Annotated in this window: 21 protein-coding genes and 3 other RNA genes; 13 read left to right on the top strand and 11 right to left on the bottom strand. The window is 55.9% G+C overall.

What is annotated here, in order from left to right:
• Nucleotides 1-167: 167 nt before the first annotated feature.
• On the top strand, nt 168-1,475 hold the full coding sequence (locus tag RT120_RS06675) for a putative acyl-CoA thioester hydrolase (RefSeq protein ID WP_312980997.1): 1,308 nt from the start codon (nt 168-170) through the stop codon (nt 1,473-1,475).
• 75 nt (nt 1,476-1,550) lie between these two features.
• On the opposite strand, the gene pgl is transcribed toward RT120_RS06675, so the two are convergent.
• Entirely contained in the window at nt 1,551-2,546 is a 996-nt protein-coding gene (pgl, locus tag RT120_RS06670; RefSeq protein ID WP_312980995.1) for a 6-phosphogluconolactonase, read from the bottom strand.
• A 154-nt stretch (nt 2,547-2,700) separates the two neighbouring features.
• On the opposite strand from pgl, the gene RT120_RS06665 reads away from it, so the two are divergent.
• On the top strand, nt 2,701-3,519 hold the full coding sequence (locus RT120_RS06665; RefSeq protein WP_312980993.1) for a pyridoxal phosphatase: 819 nt from the start codon (nt 2,701-2,703) through the stop codon (nt 3,517-3,519).
• Here the strand turns inward: RT120_RS06665 and modC are convergent, their stop codons facing one another.
• From modC to RT120_RS06645, 4 genes are all read right to left on the bottom strand, one after another.
• Nucleotides 3,520-4,578, bottom strand: coding sequence for a molybdenum ABC transporter ATP-binding protein ModC (gene modC, locus RT120_RS06660; protein ID WP_312980990.1), 1,059 nt, complete (start codon nt 4,576-4,578; stop codon nt 3,520-3,522). It lies immediately after the preceding gene.
• 2 nt (nt 4,579-4,580) lie between these two features.
• Complete coding sequence (modB, locus tag RT120_RS06655; RefSeq protein ID WP_312980987.1) at nt 4,581-5,270, bottom strand: molybdate ABC transporter permease subunit; 690 nt, start codon at nt 5,268-5,270, stop codon at nt 4,581-4,583.
• The gene (modA, locus tag RT120_RS06650; protein ID WP_312980984.1) at nt 5,270-6,043 is read right to left on the bottom strand and encodes a molybdate ABC transporter substrate-binding protein; all 774 of its coding nucleotides are present in this window, start codon (nt 6,041-6,043) and stop codon (nt 5,270-5,272) included. Before modA ends, modB begins: the two co-directional genes overlap by 1 nt.
• A 130-nt stretch (nt 6,044-6,173) precedes the next feature.
• Nucleotides 6,174-6,323: an AcrZ family multidrug efflux pump-associated protein gene (locus RT120_RS06645; RefSeq protein WP_125292480.1), complete on the bottom strand. Its 150-nt coding sequence runs from the start codon at nt 6,321-6,323 to the stop codon at nt 6,174-6,176.
• A 125-nt stretch (nt 6,324-6,448) separates the two neighbouring features.
• Between RT120_RS06645 and modE the strand changes: the two genes are divergently transcribed.
• The 7 genes from modE (at nt 6,449) to gpmA (ending at nt 14,201) form a co-directional block, all read left to right on the top strand.
• Complete coding sequence (gene modE / locus RT120_RS06640; protein WP_312980981.1) at nt 6,449-7,240, top strand: molybdenum-dependent transcriptional regulator; 792 nt, start codon at nt 6,449-6,451, stop codon at nt 7,238-7,240.
• Between the two features lie 77 nt (nt 7,241-7,317).
• Nucleotides 7,318-8,787 carry a molybdate ABC transporter ATP-binding protein ModF gene (gene modF, locus RT120_RS06635; protein ID WP_312980978.1) on the top strand — a complete coding sequence of 490 codons (1,470 nt, stop codon included), beginning with the start codon at nt 7,318-7,320 and terminating at the stop codon, nt 8,785-8,787.
• A gap of 201 nt (nt 8,788-8,988) precedes the next feature.
• On the top strand, nt 8,989-10,005 hold the full coding sequence (galE, locus tag RT120_RS06630) for a UDP-glucose 4-epimerase GalE (RefSeq protein WP_144129023.1): 1,017 nt from the start codon (nt 8,989-8,991) through the stop codon (nt 10,003-10,005).
• A gap of 9 nt (nt 10,006-10,014) precedes the next feature.
• Complete coding sequence (gene galT, locus RT120_RS06625) at nt 10,015-11,061, top strand: galactose-1-phosphate uridylyltransferase (protein ID WP_312980975.1); 1,047 nt, start codon at nt 10,015-10,017, stop codon at nt 11,059-11,061.
• Between the two features lie 2 nt (nt 11,062-11,063).
• On the top strand, nt 11,064-12,212 hold the full coding sequence (galK, locus tag RT120_RS06620; RefSeq protein ID WP_312980972.1) for a galactokinase: 1,149 nt from the start codon (nt 11,064-11,066) through the stop codon (nt 12,210-12,212).
• The gene (galM, locus tag RT120_RS06615) at nt 12,206-13,246 is read left to right on the top strand and encodes a galactose-1-epimerase (RefSeq protein ID WP_312980969.1); all 1,041 of its coding nucleotides are present in this window, start codon (nt 12,206-12,208) and stop codon (nt 13,244-13,246) included. The genes galK and galM overlap by 7 nt, the downstream gene beginning before the upstream one ends.
• Nucleotides 13,247-13,448: 202 nt before the next feature.
• On the top strand, nt 13,449-14,201 hold the full coding sequence (gpmA, locus tag RT120_RS06610; protein WP_125292487.1) for a 2,3-diphosphoglycerate-dependent phosphoglycerate mutase: 753 nt from the start codon (nt 13,449-13,451) through the stop codon (nt 14,199-14,201).
• A gap of 62 nt (nt 14,202-14,263) precedes the next feature.
• On the opposite strand, the gene aroG is transcribed toward gpmA, so the two are convergent.
• A complete protein-coding gene (aroG, locus tag RT120_RS06605; protein WP_312980966.1) occupies nt 14,264-15,316 on the bottom strand; it encodes a 3-deoxy-7-phosphoheptulonate synthase AroG in 1,053 nt (350 codons plus the stop codon).
• 318 nt (nt 15,317-15,634) lie between these two features.
• Here aroG and RT120_RS06600 point away from each other — a divergent pair, with 318 nt between their 5' ends.
• Together RT120_RS06600 and zitB are read left to right on the top strand one after the other, a co-directional pair.
• Nucleotides 15,635-16,105 carry a protein YbgS gene (locus RT120_RS06600; protein ID WP_312980963.1) on the top strand — a complete coding sequence of 157 codons (471 nt, stop codon included), beginning with the start codon at nt 15,635-15,637 and terminating at the stop codon, nt 16,103-16,105.
• A 96-nt stretch (nt 16,106-16,201) separates the two neighbouring features.
• Nucleotides 16,202-17,146, top strand: coding sequence for a CDF family zinc transporter ZitB (gene zitB, locus RT120_RS06595; RefSeq protein ID WP_312980960.1), 945 nt, complete (start codon nt 16,202-16,204; stop codon nt 17,144-17,146).
• Here the strand turns inward: zitB and pnuC are convergent.
• Nucleotides 17,143-17,859, bottom strand: coding sequence for a nicotinamide riboside transporter PnuC (gene pnuC, locus RT120_RS06590; RefSeq protein WP_312980957.1), 717 nt, complete (start codon nt 17,857-17,859; stop codon nt 17,143-17,145). The two genes, zitB and pnuC, sit on opposite strands and share 4 nt — an antisense overlap.
• A gap of 46 nt (nt 17,860-17,905) precedes the next feature.
• Nucleotides 17,906-18,949, bottom strand: coding sequence for a quinolinate synthase NadA (nadA, locus tag RT120_RS06585; RefSeq protein WP_312981496.1), 1,044 nt, complete (start codon nt 18,947-18,949; stop codon nt 17,906-17,908).
• Nucleotides 18,950-19,029: 80 nt separating this feature from the next.
• Here nadA and RT120_RS06580 point away from each other — a divergent pair, with 80 nt between their 5' ends.
• Complete coding sequence (locus RT120_RS06580; protein ID WP_312980954.1) at nt 19,030-19,194, top strand: hypothetical protein; 165 nt, start codon at nt 19,030-19,032, stop codon at nt 19,192-19,194.
• 119 nt (nt 19,195-19,313) lie between these two features.
• Nucleotides 19,314-19,874 (top strand): Ail/Lom family outer membrane beta-barrel protein, encoded by a 561-nt coding sequence (locus RT120_RS06575; protein WP_312980951.1) that lies wholly within the window; start codon nt 19,314-19,316, stop codon nt 19,872-19,874.
• 55 nt (nt 19,875-19,929) lie between these two features.
• On the opposite strand, the gene RT120_RS06570 is transcribed toward RT120_RS06575, so the two are convergent.
• The 3 genes from RT120_RS06570 to RT120_RS06560 all read right to left on the bottom strand — a co-directional run bounded on the left by RT120_RS06570 (nt 19,930) and on the right by RT120_RS06560 (nt 20,361).
• A non-coding RNA gene (locus RT120_RS06570) (RtT sRNA) lies at nt 19,930-20,051 on the bottom strand.
• A 33-nt stretch (nt 20,052-20,084) separates the two neighbouring features.
• Nucleotides 20,085-20,206: non-coding RNA, RtT sRNA (locus RT120_RS06565), on the bottom strand.
• Nucleotides 20,207-20,239: 33 nt separating this feature from the next.
• Nucleotides 20,240-20,361: non-coding RNA, RtT sRNA (locus RT120_RS06560), on the bottom strand.
• Between the last annotated feature and the right edge of the window lie 29 nt (nt 20,362-20,390).

The raw sequence follows: 20,390 nt of genomic DNA, 5'->3' as shown, positions 1-20,390 counted from the left end.
ATTTATTGGCAACCTTAAGAACTTGTCAACCGCGCCGCCGTTCACAGTTCACGAAAGCGCGGATAAAATTAACTTTTTCGCGCTTTAGCTTCCCGTTTTAATCAAGTTAGGTTAAAAAAGCAGGCTATTTCAGCACTCATCCTTTTTTACTCAGCAAGGAGCATCCCTTGAACAGATTTTCGGTTTCTCGTCTGGCGCTGGCTTTTGCCGTTGGCGTGACACTGACCGCCTGTAGCTCAACGCCGCCGGACCAGCGTCCGTCCGAGCAGGTAGCGCCAGGTACCGCCTCTCGCCCGATCCTGTCGGCTAACGAAGCGCAGAACTTCGTCGCGGCGCGTTATTTCTCCGCGATGGACCCGAACGCGGCTCCGTGGTCGCCAGCGAAAATCACCGTTCCCGCCCAGCCTGACTTCGTGGTTGGCCCGGCAGGCACCGCAGGCGTGACCCACACCTCCATTCAGGCGGCGGTGGATGCGGCGATTATTAAGCACACCAGCAACCGTCAGTACATCGCGATTATGCCGGGCACTTATGAAGGCACCGTGTATATTCCTGCTGCGTCCGGCAGCGTGACGCTGTACGGCCTGGGCGAAAACCCGGCGGATGTGAAAATTGGCGCGGCGCTGGATTCCGAAATGGATCGCGCGACCTGGCGTCACACGGTTAACCCGTCAGGCAAATACATGCCGGGCAAACCGGCCTGGTATATGTTCGATAACTGCCAGAACCGCCGCGAGGCCACGGTTGGCCTGATGTGTTCCGCCGTGGTGTGGTCCCAGAACAACGGGCTGCAACTGCATAATCTGACTATCGAAAACAATCTGGGCGACAGCGTGGATGCCGGTAATCACCAGGCGGTGGCGCTGCGTAGCGATGGCGACAAAGTGCAGATCGATAAGGTGAACATTCTGGGCCGTCAGAACACCTTCTTTGTGACCAACAGCGATCTGCAAAACCGCATCGTGAACAACCGCCAGACCCGCACGCTGGTGACTAACAGCTACGTGGAAGGCGACGTGGATCTGGTTGCCGGTCGCGGCGCGGTGGTGTTCGATAACACCGAATTCCGGGTAGTGAATTCCCGTACCCAGCAGGAAGGCTACGTGTTTGCTCCGGCGACTCAGCCGAACATCTGGTACGGCTTCCTGGCGACCAACAGCCGCTTCGTGGCGAACGGCGACGGCGTGGCGCAACTGGGCCGCGCATGGGATATCGAAGCGTCTGAAAACGGCTATACCGCTAACCAGACGGCCAACGGTCAGGTGGTTATCCGCGACAGCGTGATTAACGAAGGCTTTAACAAAGCGAAGCCGTGGGGCGATGCGCTGGGTTCCAAACGTCCGTTCGCGGGCAACACCGGCACGATGGCGGATGACAAACTGCAGCGCGAGTTGAATGACAACAACTTCAACCGCATGTGGGAATTCAACAACCGCGGCCTGGGTAGCCAGGTGGTTGCCGAGCCGAAACAGTAACAAAAAAGGCGCATGATAAATGCGCCTGATTATCAAGCGGACACGCCACAGGCCTGTCCGCTTTTTTTTATGCCTTTAGCGCGCGTCGATCACTACCCACATCGGGCCCTGGCCCACGGCATAGCGCCCGACATCGCGCAGCAGCCCCTGCGCGCCTTCAATCGCATGCACAGAAATATGGTGCGACTTTTGCCCGGCAGCGATCAGGTATTTACCGCTGTGATCGATATTGAAACCGCGCGGCTGGGTTTCGGTCGGGTGGAAACCTTCCACCGCCAGCACGCTGCCGTCTTCGGATACGCTGAACACCGTCACAATGCTGGCGGTACGGTCGCAGGTGTAGAGGTGGCGGCCATCCGGGGTGATATGAATATCTGCCGCCCAGCGGGTATCGGCAAAGTCTGGCGGCATAATGTCCAGCGTCTGGATACATTCAATTTTGCCGTTCGGCGACTGTAGCGCCCAGACGTCTACGGTGCCGTTCAGCTCGTTTACGCTGTAGGCAAACTGATGATTCGGATGGAACGCCATATGGCGCGGGCCTGCGCCTTCTACGGTAGTCAGTTCCGGCGGGGTTTGCGCGGTGAGATTACCATCATCGCTCACGGTGAACAGGCAAATACGGTCCTGTTTCAGCGCCGGCACCAGCAGGGTGCGGTTATCCGGGGAAATGTTCGCCGAGTGGCAACCGTCCAGCCCTTCCACCACGTCAACCACCTCGCCAGGAATGCCGTCGTTAAGCGGCGTTACGCTGACACAACCTGCGCCGTAGGAGCCGCTGAACAGGAATTTGCCGTGGTGATCGGTAGAAATATGGGTCGGGCTACCGGGCAGTGACGCTTCCGCTTCAACGTTTAATGTGCCCTCGTCCGGGGAGATGCGGTAAGCGATGACGCGAAATTCCGGGCGCACGCCAACGTAGAGGTAACGCTTATCCGGGCTGATGACCATCGGCTGCACCTGGCCTGGCACATCGACCACCTGCAACAGCGTGAGCTCGCCCGTTGGGTTAAGACGCCAGACGTGGATCTGCTGGCTTTCCGGGCTGGCGGTATAAACGGTTTGTTTCATGAATACTCCTTTCCTCACGTGAGCGTTAAGTCTTCAAAAGGGTAGCGTGTTTTGTCGCAATGTGCCGAAGGCGAAACGGTGATTTTGACCCTGGGCGGTTGCGGTGTACCATCAACCGAACCTTTTCTGAACAATACCTGACGGGAATTTGCCCATGCGTTATCGTGTCATCGCCCTTGATTTAGACGGAACCCTGCTCACGCCGCAAAAGACCATTTTGCCGGAATCGCTGGAGGCGCTAAAGCGCGCCCGTGAAGCAGGTTATCAGGTGCTGATTGTCACCGGTCGCCATCATGTCGCCATCCATCCTTTTTATCAGGCGCTGGCGCTGGATACACCTGCTATTTGTTGTAATGGCACTTATTTGTATGATTATCATGCAAAAAATGTCATTTCTTCCAACCCCATGCCCGCCGTTGCAGCCCAGCAACTGATTGATGTGCTGGAGCAACACCAGGTTCATGGCCTGATGTATGTCGATAACGCCATGCTTTACCAGTTGCCGACCGGCCACGTGTTACGCACCGAAAACTGGGCGCGCAGTTTACCGGAACACCAGCGTCCGGTGTTTTTGCAGGTGCCTTCCCTGCGTGAAGCGGCACAGCAGGCCGACGCTATCTGGAAATTCGCCCTCACCGATCACGATCTCGGCAGACTGCATGAAGTGGTGGCGCATATCGAAGAAAAGTTCGGCTTTGCCTGCGAATGGTCATGGCACGATCAGGTAGACGTTGCGCTGGCGGGCAACAGCAAAGGCAACCGCCTGGCGGAATGGGTGGGATCCCAGGGCATGAGCATGCAGGACGTGGTCGCGTTCGGCGACAACTATAACGACTTAAGTATGCTGGAGCATGCCGGGCTCGGCATCGCGATGGGCAATGCCGACCAGGCCATTAAAGATCGCGTGAGCACGGTAATTGGCCTCAATACCGAGCCGAGTATCGCCGAAGCGATTTATCAGCATCTGCTGTGATCAGGCGGTAATCGACACGCTTTTAATCTGCGCGTACAGCCACTGGCCCGGTTTGATACTCAATTCATCCCGCGCCCAGGGGCTGATGCGCGCCCACAGCGTCCGGGTGCCAACATCCAGTTGCACTTCCACCTGCCCGTCATCATCCAGCAAATTCACCACTTTGGCCCGCAACACGTTGCGAATACTGCTGTTGACCGGCGGTTGCAGCACTAAAGACACGTCCGACGCCTGAATGCGAATGCGCAAGGTTGACTGCAACGGCTTATCAATGCGGTTGACCCAGATATGCTGATCGCCCAGCGCCAGGGCGGTCATCGCGTAATGGGGATGGTGCTCCAGCACGCTGACTTTCAGCACGCTGCTCTGCTGCTCGCGCGGCAGCCACGGATGCATTACCGCGCTGCCCCACACCGACTCCAGGCTACCGAAGGCTTTCACGCTGCCGTTATCCAGCACCAGCACGTTATCAGCAAGCTGGACAATCTCTTCCAGCGAGTGGCTGACATAGAGCATCGGCGTCTGGATTTCCCGCGCCAGCCGCTGAAGATAGGCCAACAGTTCGCGTTTGCGCGGGATATCCAGCGAGGCCAGCGGCTCGTCCAGCAGCAGCAATTCCGGTGCGGTTAACAGCGCGCGGCCAATCGCTACCCGCTGTTTTTCACCGCCGGACAGCGAGCCCGGCAAGCGCTCCAGAAGCTGTTCAATGCCCAGCAGCGCCACCAGCTTATCGAACTGCCCGGCCATGGATTTTGCCATGCCGTAGCGCAGATTGCCGCTCACTTTATAGTGCGGAAAAAGGCGCGCATCCTGAAATACATAGCCGACCCGGCGCTTTTCCGGCGGCAGAAATATTTTTTGTTCCGCGTCGCTCAATACCCGGTCGTTAAGCACAATCCGCCCGGATTCAGGGCGAGTCAGCCCGCAGATGGCGTTAATCAGCGAGGTTTTGCCCGCGCCGGAAACGCCGAAAATCGCCGTCACGTCCTGGCCCGGCAGGGTTTCGTTGACGTTCAGGTGGTGGCAGCCCAGGGTCTGGCGAAAGTTAAGTTCCAGCATAATCAGTTCCCCATCCGCTTACGGCTAATGCGGGCCAGCCATTCGGCGATCATCAGCGACATCACCGCCAGCACGATGGAAATCAGGCACAGCCGCGCCGCCGCGCTTTCACCGCCCGGCGTCTGGATCAGGGTATACATGGCGGAAGGAATGGTGCGGGTTTCGCCAGGGATGTTGGAAACAAAGGTGATGGTCGCGCCGAACTCGCCGAGCGAACGGGCAAAAGCCAGCACGGTACCGGCAATAATGCCGGGTAAAGTCAGCGGTAACGTGATAGTGAAAAATACCCGCCAGCGGCCCGCGCCGAGGGTGCGCGCCGCCTGCTCAAGTTTTAAATCTACCGCTTCCAGCGCCAGGCGGATCGCGCGTACCATCAGCGGGAATGACATCACGCCCGCCGCCAGCACCGCGCCGCGCCAGCTAAAGGCGAACGTCAGTCCAAACCAGTCGTACAGCCATTGGCCGATAAAACCGCGCCGTCCCATCGCCACCAGCAATAAATACCCGACCACGACGGGCGGGAGCACCAGCGGCAGATGGATCAGGCTGTCGAACAGCGATTTGCCCGGGAAGCTGCATCTTACCAGCACCCAGGCACACAAGATCCCGAAGGGCAAACTAATTAATACTGCAATCGATGAGACTTTGAGGCTCAGCAACACGGCCTGCCATTCGGGTTCCGTTAACATCATTAGTGAGTGGTAAATCCGTATTGTTTAAAGATTGCCGCTGCCTGCGGCCCTTTCAGGTAATCGTAAAATGCGTTTACCTGGGCGTTATTATGCCCGTCGATGATAGCCATGGGGTATTCCACTTTTTTGTGGGAATTCTCCGGGAAGGTGCCTACCACTTTAACGCCTTTACCGGCGACCGCGTCAGAGCCGTAAACGATGCCGAGCGGCGCTTCGTTACGCTCAACCAGCGCCAGCGCGCCGCGCACGTCTTCCGCAGGGGCCAGGCTCGGGCTGACGTTATTCCACGCGCCGAGCTTTTGCAGCGCTTCTTTGGCGTAAATGCCAGCCGGGACGTGCTCAGGATCACCCACCGCCAGACGGCCACCTTTCAGCAGGCTCTGCCAGTCGGTTTTGTCGTTAATCGCAATATCGCCCTGCTTGCTCTCTTTTGGCGCAACCACCACCAGGCTGTTGCCCAGCAGCGTTTCGCGAGTGGCGGCGTCGATGGATTTTTTATCGCTGGCGTAGTCCATCCACTTCTGATCGGCGGAGATAAACAGATCCGCCGGTGCGCCCGCTTCAATCTGACGCGCCAGGGTCGACGACGAAGCAAACGAGGAAACCACCTCCACCTGCTTCTCTTTTTTATATTGGGCCGCAATGTCCTGCATCGCGTTGGTCAGGGACGCCGCTGCAAACACGGTGATTTTTCCGTCAGCCGCCAGCGCTTGTGTCGCCAGCCCCAGAGACAGTGCAATACCCGTCGTCAGTTTCAACCATTTATTTGCCATGTGCTTCTCCATTGAGCATCGTTATGTAGCCAGCAATATAACGGTGCACATCAGATTATCAAAGCATTAATCGGCAAAATGTGAAGGGACTTGAGAGAAAACGCCCGGATAAACCGGGCGTTGGGGGGAATCAGTGCTGCTGCTTTGAGCGGTCTTTGTGACCAATAGTGGAGAAGACGTTAAAGACTTCGCCCAGGCCATAAATCAAACCCAGGATGATGGCCATCACCACGGGCACCATGATTACGGCAAACACCAGACTTTTCAACAACTCGAACATGGTAGCCTCCAGAATACAGGGAGCGTTATTTTAACGTCCCTCATAAAAAACGCACTCTCCTTTTTGTGCCATTTGCGTCGCCGTCGGGCTTTCAGTCACAATAGCCGTTTTACCCGGAGCCGGATATGCAAGCGGAAATTCTTCTTACTCTTAAACTCCAGCAACGCCTGTTTGCTGACCCGCGACGCATCGCGCTGCTTAAACAAATAGAACATACCGGATCAATTAGCCAGGGCGCGAAGCTCGCCAACATCAGTTATAAGAGCGCCTGGGATGCCGTTAACGAGATGAACCAGCTCAGCGACCAACCGCTGGTGGACCGGGCGACCGGCGGCAAAGGCGGCGGCGGCGCAGTGGTGACAACGTATGGCAAGCGCCTGATCCAGCTCTACGATCTGCTGGGGCAAATCCAGCAAAAAGCCTTCGATGTACTGAGCGACGACAGCCTGCCGCTGGACAGCCTGCTGGCGGCAATCTCTCGGTTTTCTCTGCAAACCAGCGCCCGCAACCAGTGGTTTGGCACCGTGACGCACCGCGAGGGTCATTCGGTGCAAGAACATCTCATCATTTTGCTGGCGGATGGCGTAACCCGCCTGAACGCGGCGATTACCGCCCGCAGCGCGCAACGTCTCGGGCTGGAGACTGGCCGGGAAGTGCTGGTGCTGCTGAAAGCGCCCTGGGTGCAAATTACCCGCGATCCAGCGCAGGCTGCGAACGCAGACAATCAGCTCGCGGGCACAATCGGCGCCGTTGAACACGCTGACGACCAAAGTGAAGTGGTGGTGACCGTAGCGGGTGGGCAACGGGTATGCGCCACGCTGACGGCGCAACAGGTAGCCGAGCTTAATCCGGAAGAAGGCGCTGAGGTGATTGCCTATTTTAATGCCGATTCATTAATCGTTGCCACGCTCTGCTAAAACACAATGCCTGGTTGACAATTCCGGGCGCGCAACGTATCCCTGATGCTTATTTGCTGCAAAAAATGGGATAACACATGTCAGTATTGCAAATTTCGCAAGGCACGTTTCGCATTAGCGATACCCGCACCCTACAGCTTGCCGATATCACGCTACGCGCTGGCGAAAGCTGGGCGTTTGTCGGGGCCAACGGCAGCGGTAAATCGGCGCTGGCAAAGGCGCTCTCCGGCGAGCTGCCGCTATTGAAAGGCCTGCGCGAATGCAGTTTCCAGCGCATCGTGCGGCTGTCGTTCGAGCAGCTACAAAAGCTGGTCAGCGAGGAGTGGCAGCGCAATAACACCGATTTGCTGGGCCCTGGCGAAGACGATACCGGACGCACCACCGCGCAAATCATTCAGGAAGACATTCACGATCCTGCCCGCTGCCAGGCGCTCGCGGAACGCTTCGGCATTACGCATTTGCTGGAACGGCGCTTTAAATATCTCTCTACCGGTGAAACCCGCAAAACCTTGTTGTGCCAGGCGCTGATGCCCAGGCCCGATCTGTTGATCCTCGATGAGCCTTTCGATGGCCTGGACGTGAACTCCCGGGAACAGCTTGCCCAACTGCTGGGCCAGTTAAGTCAGGAAGGCCATACCCTGGCGTTGGTGTTAAACCGCTTTGATGAGATCCCGGCGTTTGTGCAAAACGCCGGGGTGCTGGCGGACTGCATATTGACAGAAGTGGGCAACAAAGCGCAGTTGCTCGAGCAGGCGCTGATCGCCCAACTGGCGCACAGCGAAAAACTGGCGGGTACCACCCTTCCTGAGCCGGATGTGGCCACGCCGGTGACGCTGGCCCCTGACGCCCCGCGTATTATCCTGCGCGATGGCGTGGTGTCGTATAACGATCGCCCTATTCTGCATAAGCTGAGCTGGACGGTGAATCCCGGCGAGCACTGGCAAATCGTCGGGCCGAACGGTGCGGGGAAATCCACCTTGCTAAGCCTGATCACCGGCGATCACCCTCAGGGCTACAGCAATGATTTAACGCTGTTTGGCCGCCGTCGCGGCAGCGGCGAAACCATCTGGGATATCAAAAAGCATATCGGCTATGTCAGCAGCAGTTTGCATCTTGATTACCGGGTCAGCACCACGGTGCGCAATGTGATCCTGTCCGGCTATTTTGATTCGATTGGGATCTACCAGGCTGTGTCGGACCGCCAGCACAAACTCACCCGCCAGTGGCTGGATATTCTTGGCATCAGCGATAAAGTGGCCGATGCGCCATTCCAGAGCCTCTCCTGGGGGCAACAGCGGCTGGCCCTGATCGCCCGTGCGCTGGTCAAGCACCCCACCTTGCTGATCCTCGATGAGCCGTTACAGGGGCTGGACCCGCTCAACCGCCAGCTGATAAGGCGCTTTGTCGATGTCCTGATCGGCGAAGGCGCAACGCAGCTGCTGTTTGTTTCACACCATGCAGAAGACGCGCCGGACTGTATTACCCATCGCCTGACTTTCATGCCGGACGGTGAAATCTACCGTTATCAATTCGACACACTGAAATAGCCGCTACAGGGGGTTTGCGCCCCCTTTTCAGACTAGCCGCATCTATCAACGGCTAATCCCCTGTTTTAAAATCATTTATTAACGGAATGAATCCGCATGATATTTTAGTGTAAACGATTCCACTATTTTATCCGATATCACAGTTTACCGCGGTCTGTTATGCTATGGTTAACACATACCATAAGCGTAATGGAGCCAAATATGAGAGTTTTAGTAACAGGTGGTAGCGGTTACATAGGCAGTCATACCTGCGTGCAACTGCTGCAAAATGGCCATGACGTCATCATCCTTGATAATCTCTGCAACAGTAAACGCAGCGTGTTACCGGTTATTGAAACCCTGGGCGGCAAACAGCCAATGTTTATCGAAGGGGATATCCGCAATGAAAGCCTGCTGACCGAAATCCTCCACGACCACGCCATTGATACCGTGATCCATTTTGCCGGTCTGAAAGCCGTGGGCGAATCCGTCGCTAAGCCACTCGAATATTACGATAACAACGTCAACGGCACGCTGCGCCTGATTTCCGCCATGCGCGCCGCTAACGTAACCAATTTCATTTTCAGTTCTTCTGCCACGGTGTACGGCGACCAGCCGAAAATCCCCTATGTTGAAAGCTTCCCGACCGGCACACCGCAAAGCCCGTATGGCAAGAGCAAGCTGATGGTCGAGCAAATACTTACCGACCTTCAGAAAGCCAATCCGCAATGGAGCATCGCGCTGCTGCGCTACTTCAATCCGGTCGGCGCGCATCCGTCAGGGGATATGGGCGAAGATCCACAGGGCATCCCGAATAACTTGATGCCGTACATCGCCCAGGTGGCGGTGGGCCGCCGCGATTCGCTGGCGATTTTCGGCAACGACTATCCGACCGAAGACGGCACCGGCGTGCGCGATTATATCCACGTGATGGATCTGGCCGACGGCCACGTCGCCGCGATGCAGCAACTGGCGGGCAAACCGGGCGTGCATATTTACAACCTCGGCGCGGGCGTCGGCAGCAGCGTGCTGGACGTGGTCAACGCCTTCAGCAAAGCCTGTGGCAAGCCGGTGAATTATCACTTTGCGCCGCGCCGTGACGGCGATCTCCCGGCCTACTGGGCCGATGCCAGCAAAGCAGACAAAGAGCTGAACTGGCGCGTGACGCGCACGCTGGATGAAATGGCACAGGATACCTGGCGCTGGCAGTCGCGCCATCCCCAGGGCTATGCAGATTAAGGAACGCAGATGGAAAAGTTTAACCCGGTCGATCATCCACATCGCCGTTATAACCCGCTGAGCGGTCAATGGATCCTGGTGTCGCCGCACCGCGCCAAGCGCCCGTGGCAGGGCGCGCAGGAGACGCCATCCAGCACGCTGCTGCCGTCCCACGATCCCGACTGTTTCCTGTGCCCCGGTAACGTCCGGGTCACAGGCGATAAAAATCCGGATTACACCAGCACGTACGTCTTTACCAACGATTTTGCGGCGCTGATGACCGACACGCCGGACGCGCCGCAAAGCCAGGATCCGCTGATGCGGCTGGAAAGCGCGCGCGGCACTAGCCGGGTAATTTGCTTCTCACCGGATCACAGCAAAACGCTGCCGGAAATGACGCTGCCTGCGCTGGAAGAAGTGGTCAGCACCTGGCAGGCGCAAACCGAAGAACTGGGTAAAACCTACCCGTGGGTGCAGGTATTTGAGAACAAAGGCGCGGCGATGGGCTGCTCCAACCCGCATCCGCATGGCCAGGTCTGGGCGAATAGCTTCCTGCCGAACGAAGCGGCGCGGGAAGATAAGCTTCACCGTGAGTATTTCGCCGAGCAAGGCCGTGCGATGCTGGTGGACTACGTTCAGCGTGAACAGGCGGACGGTAGCCGTACGGTGGTTGAAACTGAGCACTGGCTGGCGGTGGTACCTTACTGGGCGGCCTGGCCGTTTGAAACGCTGCTGCTGCCAAAAGCGCACGTCACGCGTATTACCGAACTGAGCGACGAACAGCGCCGCGACCTGGCGCTGGCGCTGAAGAAACTCACCAGCCGCTATGACAACCTGTTCCAGTGCTCCTTCCCCTATTCTATGGGGTGGCATGGCGCACCGTTTACCGAAGACGACCCCACGCCCTGGCAGTTGCATGCCCATTTCTACCCGCCGCTGCTGCGTTCCGCCACGGTGCGTAAATTTATGGTGGGCTATGAAATGCTGGCCGAAACCCAGCGTGATTTAACCGCTGAGCAAGCTGCCGAGCGCCTGCGTGCGGTAAGCGACATTCACTTTCGCGAGTCCGGAGTTTAATAATGAGTCTGAAAGATAAAACCCAATCTCTGTTTGCTGATGCGTTCGGCTACCCTGCAACCCATACCCTTCAGGCACCGGGGCGCGTCAACCTGATCGGCGAGCACACCGACTATAACGACGGTTTTGTGCTGCCTTGCGCCATTGATTATCAAACCGTGATTAGCTGCGCGGCGCGGGATGACCGCACGGTGCGGGTGATTGCCGCCGATTATGACAACCAAATCGACGAATTTTCTCTGGATGCGCCGATCCTCAGCCATGATTCTCAACAGTGGTCGAACTATGTGCGCGGCGTGGTGAAGCACCTGCAACAGCGTGACCGCAGTTTTGGCGGGGCGGACCTGGTGGTCAGCGGCAATGTGCCGCAGGGCGCGGGTTTAAGTTCATCGGCTTCGCTGGAAGTGGCGGTGGGCACCGTGTTCCAGCAGCTTTATCACCTGCCGCTGGATGGCGCGCAAATCGCCCTTAACGGCCAGGAAGCGGAAAACCAGTTTGTTGGCTGTAACTGCGGCATCATGGATCAGCTGATTTCCGCGCTGGGTAAAAAAGATCATGCCCTGCTGATCGACTGCCGTTCTCTGGGCACCAAAGCGGTGCCGATGCCGGAAGGCGTGGCGGTGGTGATCATCAACAGTAATTTCAAACGTACTCTGGTGGGCAGCGAATACAATACCCGCCGCGAGCAGTGCGAAACCGGCGCGCGCTTCTTCACCCAAAAAGCGCTGCGCGATGTGAAGATTGAGCAATTTAACGCGGTGGCGAATGAGCTGGACCCGGTTGTTGCGAAACGTGTGCGTCACGTACTGACCGAAAACGCCCGTACTGTTGAAGCCGCAGACGCACTGGCGCGCGGCGACCTGAAACGAATGGGCGTGCTGATGGCGGAATCCCACGCCTCGATGCGTGACGATTTCGAAATCACCGTGCCGCAGATCGACACCCTGGTAGATATCGTTAAAGCGGAGATCGGCGACGAAGGCGGCGTGCGTATGACCGGCGGCGGCTTCGGCGGCTGCATCGTGGCCCTGATGCCGGAAGCGTTAGTGCCTGCGGTTAAAGAGGCGGTAGCCAATCAATACGAAGCGAAAACAGGCATCAAAGAAACCTTTTATGTGTGCAAAGCCTCAGAAGGAGCCGGACAGTGTTAAGAGAAACCACGGCGCTCGCCCCTGACGGGCTGCCTTATCGGCTTACCACCCTGCGTAACAGCGCGGGAATGGTGGTGACATTAATGGACTGGGGCGCGACGCTGCTGTCCGCGCGGGTGCCGATGAGCGACGGTACGGTGCGTGAGACCCTGCTGGGCTGCCCTTCCCCGGAAGAGTGGCAAAACCAGACCGCGTTTTTAGGTGCCAGCATTGGCCGCTACGCCAACCGTATAGCCAAATCGACCTTTACCCTGGAGGGTGAAACCGTCACGCTGACCCCAAGCCAGGGCGAGAACCAGCTGCATGGCGGGCCGGAAGGTTTTGATAAACGCCGCTGGCTGATCGAGCGCAAGAATGAATCGGAAGTGGTGTATACCCTTACCTCCCCGGATGGTGATCAGGGTTTCCCTGGCGAAGCGCGCGCCTGGGCGCACTACACCCTGACGCAGGAAAACCAACTGGTGATTGAATACCGCGCCACGGTGGATAAGCCCTGCCCGGTAAACCTGACTAATCACGCCTATTTCAACCTGGATGGCGCGCAGGGCGATGTGCGCAATCATCGCCTGCAACTGTTTGCCGACGCGTATCTGCCGGTAGACAGCATGGGCATTCCGACACGCGATCTCACCAAAGTCGCGCTGACCAGTTTTGATTTCCGCCAGCCGAAAGTTATCGCCCAGGCGTTTATGAGCGATGCCGATCAGCAGCAGGTCAAAGGCTACGATCACGCGTTTTTATTGCAGGCCAAAGGCGACCTGTCCCACCCAGCGGCGCATCTCTGGTCAAGTGATGAAAAGCTGCAAATGACGGTGTATACCACCGCCCCGGCTTTGCAGTTTTATTCCGGGAATTTCCTCGACGGCACGCCGGCGCGCGAGCAAGGGAATTATTCCGCCTGGCAAGGCCTGGCGCTGGAAAGTGAATTCCTGCCGGATAGCCCAAACCACCCGGAATGGCCGCAGCCGGACTGCGTTCTGCGCCCCGGCGAAGAGTACCGCAGCGTCACGATTTATCAGTTCAGGGCGCAATAACCGCTGAGCCCTCCAAACCCGGAGGGCTTTTTTTCGCCATATCGCTGATATTCTGTTCTTTGCGAGACAAAATCATAACCCTGACGTCACATCCGCCTTACACTCCGCCGCTATTTTCGCTATGTTAGAGAATTAGCGTTGCCGCTGTCGCAAACACGGCAATATAATGATTATCGTTATCATTTAACCCAGGAGTAAATCTATGGCTGTAACTAAGCTGGTACTGGTTCGTCACGGTGAAAGTCAGTGGAACAACGAAAACCGCTTCACCGGTTGGTACGACGTTGACCTGTCTGAAAAAGGCGTTGGCGAAGCGAAAGCGGCGGGCAAACTGCTGAAAGAAGAAGGCTTCAGCTTTGATTTTGCTTATACCTCCGTGCTGAAACGTGCCATCCATACTCTGTGGAATGTACTGGATGAGCTGGATCAGGCGTGGTTGCCGGTTGAGAAATCCTGGAAACTGAACGAGCGTCATTACGGTGCGCTGCAAGGCCTGAACAAAGCAGAAACCGCAGAAAAATACGGCGACGAGCAGGTGAAACAGTGGCGTCGCGGCTTTGCGGTAACCCCGCCGGAACTGACCCGTGACGACGAACGTTATCCAGGCCACGATCCGCGTTACGCGAAACTGACCGAGAAAGAGCTGCCGCTGACCGAAAGCCTGGCGCTGACCATCGACCGCGTCATTCCCTACTGGAACGAAACCATTTTGCCACGCCTGAAAAGCGGTGAGCGCGTGATTATCGCGGCACACGGCAACTCCCTGCGTGCGCTGGTGAAATACCTCGACAACATGGGCGAAGACGAAATTCTTGAATTGAACATCCCGACCGGCGTGCCGTTGGTGTATGAGTTCGATGAAAACTTCAAACCGATTAAACACTACTACCTGGGTAACGCTGACGAGATCGCTGCGAAAGCCGCTGCCGTTGCTAACCAGGGTAAAGCGAAGTAATCCGCTACTGAATACAAAAAAGGCGTGGTAGCAACCACGCCTTTTTTATTTCCGCGCTTCGCTTATCCGCGACGCGCTTTCACCGCTGCGGCCAGTTGGTTCAGCAGGGTTTCGGTGTCATCCCAGCCGATGCAGGCGTCGGTCACGCTCTTGCCATAAACCAGCGGCTCGCCGCTTTCCAGGCTCTGATTACCTTCTACCAGATGGCTTTCAATCATCACGCCCATAATCGCTTTTTCACCGTTAGCAATCTGATTGCAGACGTCTGTACCCACTTCCATCTGCTTGTGGAACTGCTTGCTGGAGTTGGCATGGCTGAAATCGATCATCACCTGCGGCGTTATGCCCGCTTTAGTCAGGCCGGTTTTTACCTCAGCCACATGCGCCGCGCTGTAGTTCGGCTCTTTGCCGCCGCGCAGAATGATGTGGCAGTCGCCGTTACCGCTAGTGTTCACAATTGCCGAGTGGCCCCATTTGGTCACAGACAGGAAACAGTGCGGCGCGCTGGCGGCATTGATGGCGTCGATCGCCACTTTGATGGTGCCGTCAGTGCCGTTTTTGAACCCCACCGGGCAGGAAAGACCCGACGCCAGCTCGCGGTGTACCTGAGATTCGGTGGTGCGCGCGCCAATGGCGCCCCAGCTCATCAGATCGGCAACGTATTGCGGGGTGATCATGTCGAGGAATTCGCCGGCAGCCGGTAAGCCTGAGTCGTTGATGTCCAGCAGCAGTTTACGGGCGATACGCAGGCCGTCATTGATCTGGAAAGAGTTATCCATATGCGGATCGTTAATCAGCCCTTTCCAGCCCACCGTGGTACGCGGTTTTTCAAAATAAACGCGCATGACCACTTCCAGCTCACCTTTAAGGCTTTCGCGTAGGTTCAGCAGACGAGCGGCGTATTCTTTTGCGGCTTTAGGATCGTGAATCGAGCACGGACCAATCACCACCAGCAGGCGATCGTCCTGGCCTTTCAGGATCTGATGAATGGCCTGGCGTGACTGAGAAACGGTTTCAGCCGCTTTTTCCGTGGCGGGAAACTTCTCTAACAGCGCTACAGGGGGTAATAATTCATTGATGGTGTTGATTCGTAAGTCGTCGTTCTGATAATTCATGATCTTTCCAGTGGGGCCCAACAATTTCGAGTAAGTGCAATCCCTCCAATCTATCTCGTCGCGTTCGAAGTGTAAACGCGCTTTTACACTTCGGGCAGAAAATTCCTGGAAATGACCTAATAAACGCCAGAAAGTAGCGAAAAGCGCGATCGAGTCTACAATTTTTACTTGTAACCACTCTGTTTTTGCTTTTTTACGAAATTGCATGCTGACTTATGCCTTGGCTGCAAATTTTTTAACTTAGCTTCAGATTATTGCCAGCACAATCTGACGTAACGTTGGAAGAAAACTTTCCAGCACGATGACTAAAACAGGAGCATGACGATGAACAAACTGACTGCATTAATTCTTAGCGCAACGCTCTCTTTAGCCAGTGGCGCGGCGTTAGCCGCAGAAACTAACGCCAACTCCACTGATAATAACGGCCCGGCCAACGCCGCTGCCAGCGCAGGAGTAGGCACACCGGAAGCGAACCAAAACATCGCTCCGAAAGGTGTTGATAGCAATGACATCAATACCGGCAATAAAAACATGAGCAACTCAGGGACCACTGGCACCAATATGGGGACTTCCGGCACTGGCACCACCGGTACTGGCACAGGCGGCACCATGCTGCATCCTGACACCAGCAACACCAACAGTGCCACGTCCACCGGCCCAAATTCAGCCGATGAGATCCATAAAAATACCCAGTGTAAGGACGGTAAATGTCCTGACATCAACGACAAAGTCGAAACCGGTCAGGGTGGCGACAACGTCAACCCTAACACTGACGGTACCACTCACTAATTAATAGTGAATGAGACAAAGGAGAGCTTTCGCTCTCCTTTATTTTTGGTAACTTAACCTGATCATTCATGGATGCTAACAAGAAATCAGGTAGCTATGGCCCACTCACACTCGCATTCTCATTCACCCGCTTCCGAAAATAACGGTAACAGCAAAAGGCTGTTGACCGCCTTTGTCGTTACCGCGGCGTTTATGGTGCTGGAAGTCATCGGTGGTTTGATTTCCGGCTCCCTGGCCCTGCTCGCTGATGCCGGACATATGCTCACCGATGCCGCCGCGCTGCTGTTTGCCTTTCTTGCCGTGTATTTCGCCCGTCGTCCACCGAATAACCAGCATACTTTTGGCTGGCTGCGCCTGACGACGCTTGCCGCGTTTATCAATGCCATCGCGCTGGTGCTGATCACTGTACTGATCGTGTACGAGGCGTTTGTGCGTTTCTGGCATCCGCAACCGGTAGCCGGGAAAACGATGATGGTCATCGCCGTCGCGGGGCTGTTTGCCAATCTTCTGGCGTTCTGGATACTGCACCGGGGCAGTGAAGAGAAAAACATGAACGTCCGCGCTGCGGCACTGCATGTGCTGGGGGATTTGCTGGGTTCAGTGGGCGCGATTATTGCCGCGCTGGTGATCCTGTGGACCGGCTGGACGCCTGTCGACCCGATTTTATCGGTGCTGGTTTCCTGCCTGGTTTTGCGCAGCGCATGGCGATTGCTTAAGGAAAGCGTGAATGAACTGCTGGAAGGCGCGCCGAAAGCGCTGGATATCGCAGCGCTGAAGCGCAACCTTAGCCGTTCGATTCCTGAAGTACGCGACGTACATCATATACATATCTGGCTGGTGGGAGAAAAACCGGTCATGACGCTGCACGTTCAGGTGATCCCGCCCCACGATCATGACGCGCTGTTAGGCCGCATCCATTACTTCCTTGAGCATGAATACCACGTGGAACACGCCACGGTGCAGATGGAATACCAGCCCTGCAACGGGCCGGATTGCCATCTTTACCAGTCAACGCCTGACGCGCATCACCATCATCATTAATTCAGCGCCCGTGAGCCATGCTCGCGGGCCGATTTAATCCACATCCGGCTGCCATTCAACGCGATAAACGTCAGGATCAGGTATTCCAGCGACATCGCCAGTACACCCTGCAACGCGAAAATCACGACGCTGATAACGTTGATAATGACCCACAGCAGCCAGTTTTCAACGTATTTGCGGGTCATCAGGATCATCGCCACAATCGACAGCACCATCATGCAGGAATCCCAGAACGGGAAGGCGTCCGGCTGGAGTTCCGGTTGGGTCACGTTCAGGCCCAGCGCCTGCATGATCGAAACCGCAACCCGGGTCAGGAATCCAAACACCGGATCGATATACACGGTCATCAAACCAATTGCTACCACACAGGCGGCTAACCAGCCCATGGCTTTCGGCATTGGCAGCCAGCGGATTTTCAGCAGCGCTTCGTTGTTGTTCGTTTGCCGCGACCAGGCATACCAGCCGTAAATGTTGGCAACGAAGAAGAAAAGTTGCAGCAGCAGGCTGGCGTACAGCTGGATCTGGAAGAAAATCACCGCGAACAGCGTGACGTTAATCAGCCCGAAGAAGTAGTTGATGATTTTTTCCAGGCTCGCCAGCCAGATGCACAGCAGCCCGGCAATAGTGCCAATCGCTTCGATCCATGACAGAGAATAACCGCCGGTCCCAATTGGAATGTGAACCAGGATATTCTGCACGCTAAAAAAGTCCATATTCTCCCCAGAGCGTAGTGTGTTACGCGACGTTCGTTATTTGGTATTAACGACGAAGTGTAGCCGCAAAATCCAACATGCGGTTAAGCGGCACTAATGCTCCTTCCCGCAGCGCGGCATCCACATGGATCTCGTGGGCGCTTCCGCCCGCTTCCAACCCTTCAGCGATGGCTTGCAGGCCGTTCATCGCCATCCACGGGCAATGGGCGCAACTACGACAGGTTGCCCCCTCTCCCGCCGTCGGCGCTTCCAGCAGCTCTTTTTCCGGGCAGGCCTGCTGCATTTTGTAAAAAATGCCGCGATCGGTCGCGACGATGAGCTGCGGATGCGGCAGCGTTTTGGCAGCGGCGATAAGCTGGCTGGTTGAGCCCACCGCATCAGCCATATCGACAATCGCCTGCGGTGACTCCGGGTGAACCAGCACCGCAGCCTGCGGATAAAGTGCTTTCATGCGCGCCAGCGCCTGAGTTTTAAACTCATCGTGAACGATACACGCACCCTGCCAGCACAGTACATCTGCGCCGGTCTGCTTCTGAACGTAGTTGCCGAGATGGCGATCCGGCGCCCAAATGATTTTTTCGCCGAGGCTGTCGAGATGCTCAATTAACTCTACCGCGATGCTGGACGTTACCACCCAGTCGGCGCGCGCTTTCACGGCGGCAGAGGTATTGGCATACACCACCACGGTGCGATCGGGGTGCGCATCGCAGAACGCGCTAAATTCCTCAATCGGGCAGCCAAGATCCAGCGAGCATTCGGCCTGAAGTGTCGGCATCAGAATGGTTTTTTCCGGGCTGAGGATTTTGGCGGTTTCCCCCATAAAACGTACGCCGGCGACCAGCAACGTGGAGGCTTGATGATTTGCGCCAAAGCGCGCCATTTCCAGCGAATCCGAAATGCAGCCGCCGGTCTCTTCCGCCAGCGCCTGGATTTCCGGGTCGGTGTAGTAATGGGCCACCATTACCGCGTCGCGCTCTTTTAGCAGGCGTTTGATTTTCTCTTTATAGAAAATCTTTTCGTCACCGCTTAAAGGGCGTGGCTTAGGCGGAAACGGGTAAATGGCATCTTCGGGTCTAAACATTACGCTCATCATGCAATCTCGTTTTGCTGGCTGAACCATTTAGCGGTTACAAAGCCTGATTCCCGCATAAAATGGCAGGATTGTTTTATATGCTAAACAAGATAGCCGATCGTGCGGCAAAAGTCGTGGGGAAAATGCGCCAGTATGAAAATCAGCCATTTTTCAGAGCGATGGCGGGTTTATTTTGTTACCCACCATATTTGGGGATGCCTGAAAAGGCGATTTCAAGCCCTTTAAGAATGTTCTGTGTTTAAACATTTAAACATAAAAGTAACAATTTTAGCCGCCCAGGATGAGGTGGCATATTTTACTGAGTATCGGATCGGCTCATCCAGGGAAAAATATGAACGGAAAACTAAAAGGATTAACAACAATGAAAAAGGTATCTCTGGCGATTTTACTCGCGGGCGGGATGGCAAGTGGCGCGGCACTGGCGGATAACCACACTGTTTCAGTAGGTTACGCGCAAAGTAAAGTAGAGGATTTTAAAAACATCCGTGGCGTTAATGTTCAGTACCGTTATGAATTTGATTCGCCAGTAAGCTTCCTGGGATCTTTCACTTATATGAAAGGCGATGATGACCAGAATTATTATCTCGCCTCTGACTATGTTCAAAACCACGTCGAAGCCAAATATTATTCCCTGCTGGTCGGCCCGGCTTACCGCATCAATGAGTATGTTTCTCTGTATGCGCTGGGCGGCGTGGCGCGTTCAAAAGCGGAAGGCAATACCACCTGGCATAATGCCGGTGACGGCTATGTGGGACGCGACAGCATTTCTGAGAAATCCACCTCATTTGCTTATGGCGCAGGGGTGATTTTTAACCCGGTGGAAAACTTCTCGGTTAACGTCGGCTATGAAGGCACGAATGCGGATCTGGAAGGCAGCCGCTCAATCAACGGCTTTAACGTGGGCGTGGGTTACCGCTTCTGATCGGTTTACGCTGCTTCAGATAGCAAAAAAGCGCCTTTAGGGCGCTTTTTTGCATTGGTGGGTCGTGCAGGATGACTCGCTTCGCTCGCCCTTCGGGCCGTCGCCGCAAGCGGCTCCGTTGTCTCACTTCGTTCGACCCGAACCTGCGGCAGGTTCGAATCATTAATATCGCAGATAGCAAAAAAGCGCCTTTAGGGCGCTTTTTTGCATTGGTGGGTCGTGCAGGATGACTCGCTTCGCTCGCCCTTCGGGCCGTCGCCGCAAGCGGCTCCGTTGTCTCACTTCGTTCGACCCGAACCTGCGGCAGGTTCGAATCATTAATATCGCAGATAGCAAAAAAGCGCCTTTAGGGCGCTTTTTTGCATTGGTGGGTCGTGCAGGATGACTCGCTTCGCTCGCCCTTCGGGCCGTCGCCGCAAGCGGCTCCGTTGTCTCACTTCGTTCGACCCGAACCTGCGGCAGGTTCGAATCATTAATATCGCAGATAGCAAAAAAGCGCCTTTAGGGCGCTTTTTT

The organism is Atlantibacter sp. (genome assembly GCF_032062175.1).
Taxonomy (GTDB): Bacteria; Pseudomonadota; Gammaproteobacteria; order Enterobacterales; family Enterobacteriaceae; genus Atlantibacter.
Note: the sequence above shows the minus strand (reverse complement) of the source record. Positions and strands in the feature narration are given on the sequence as shown.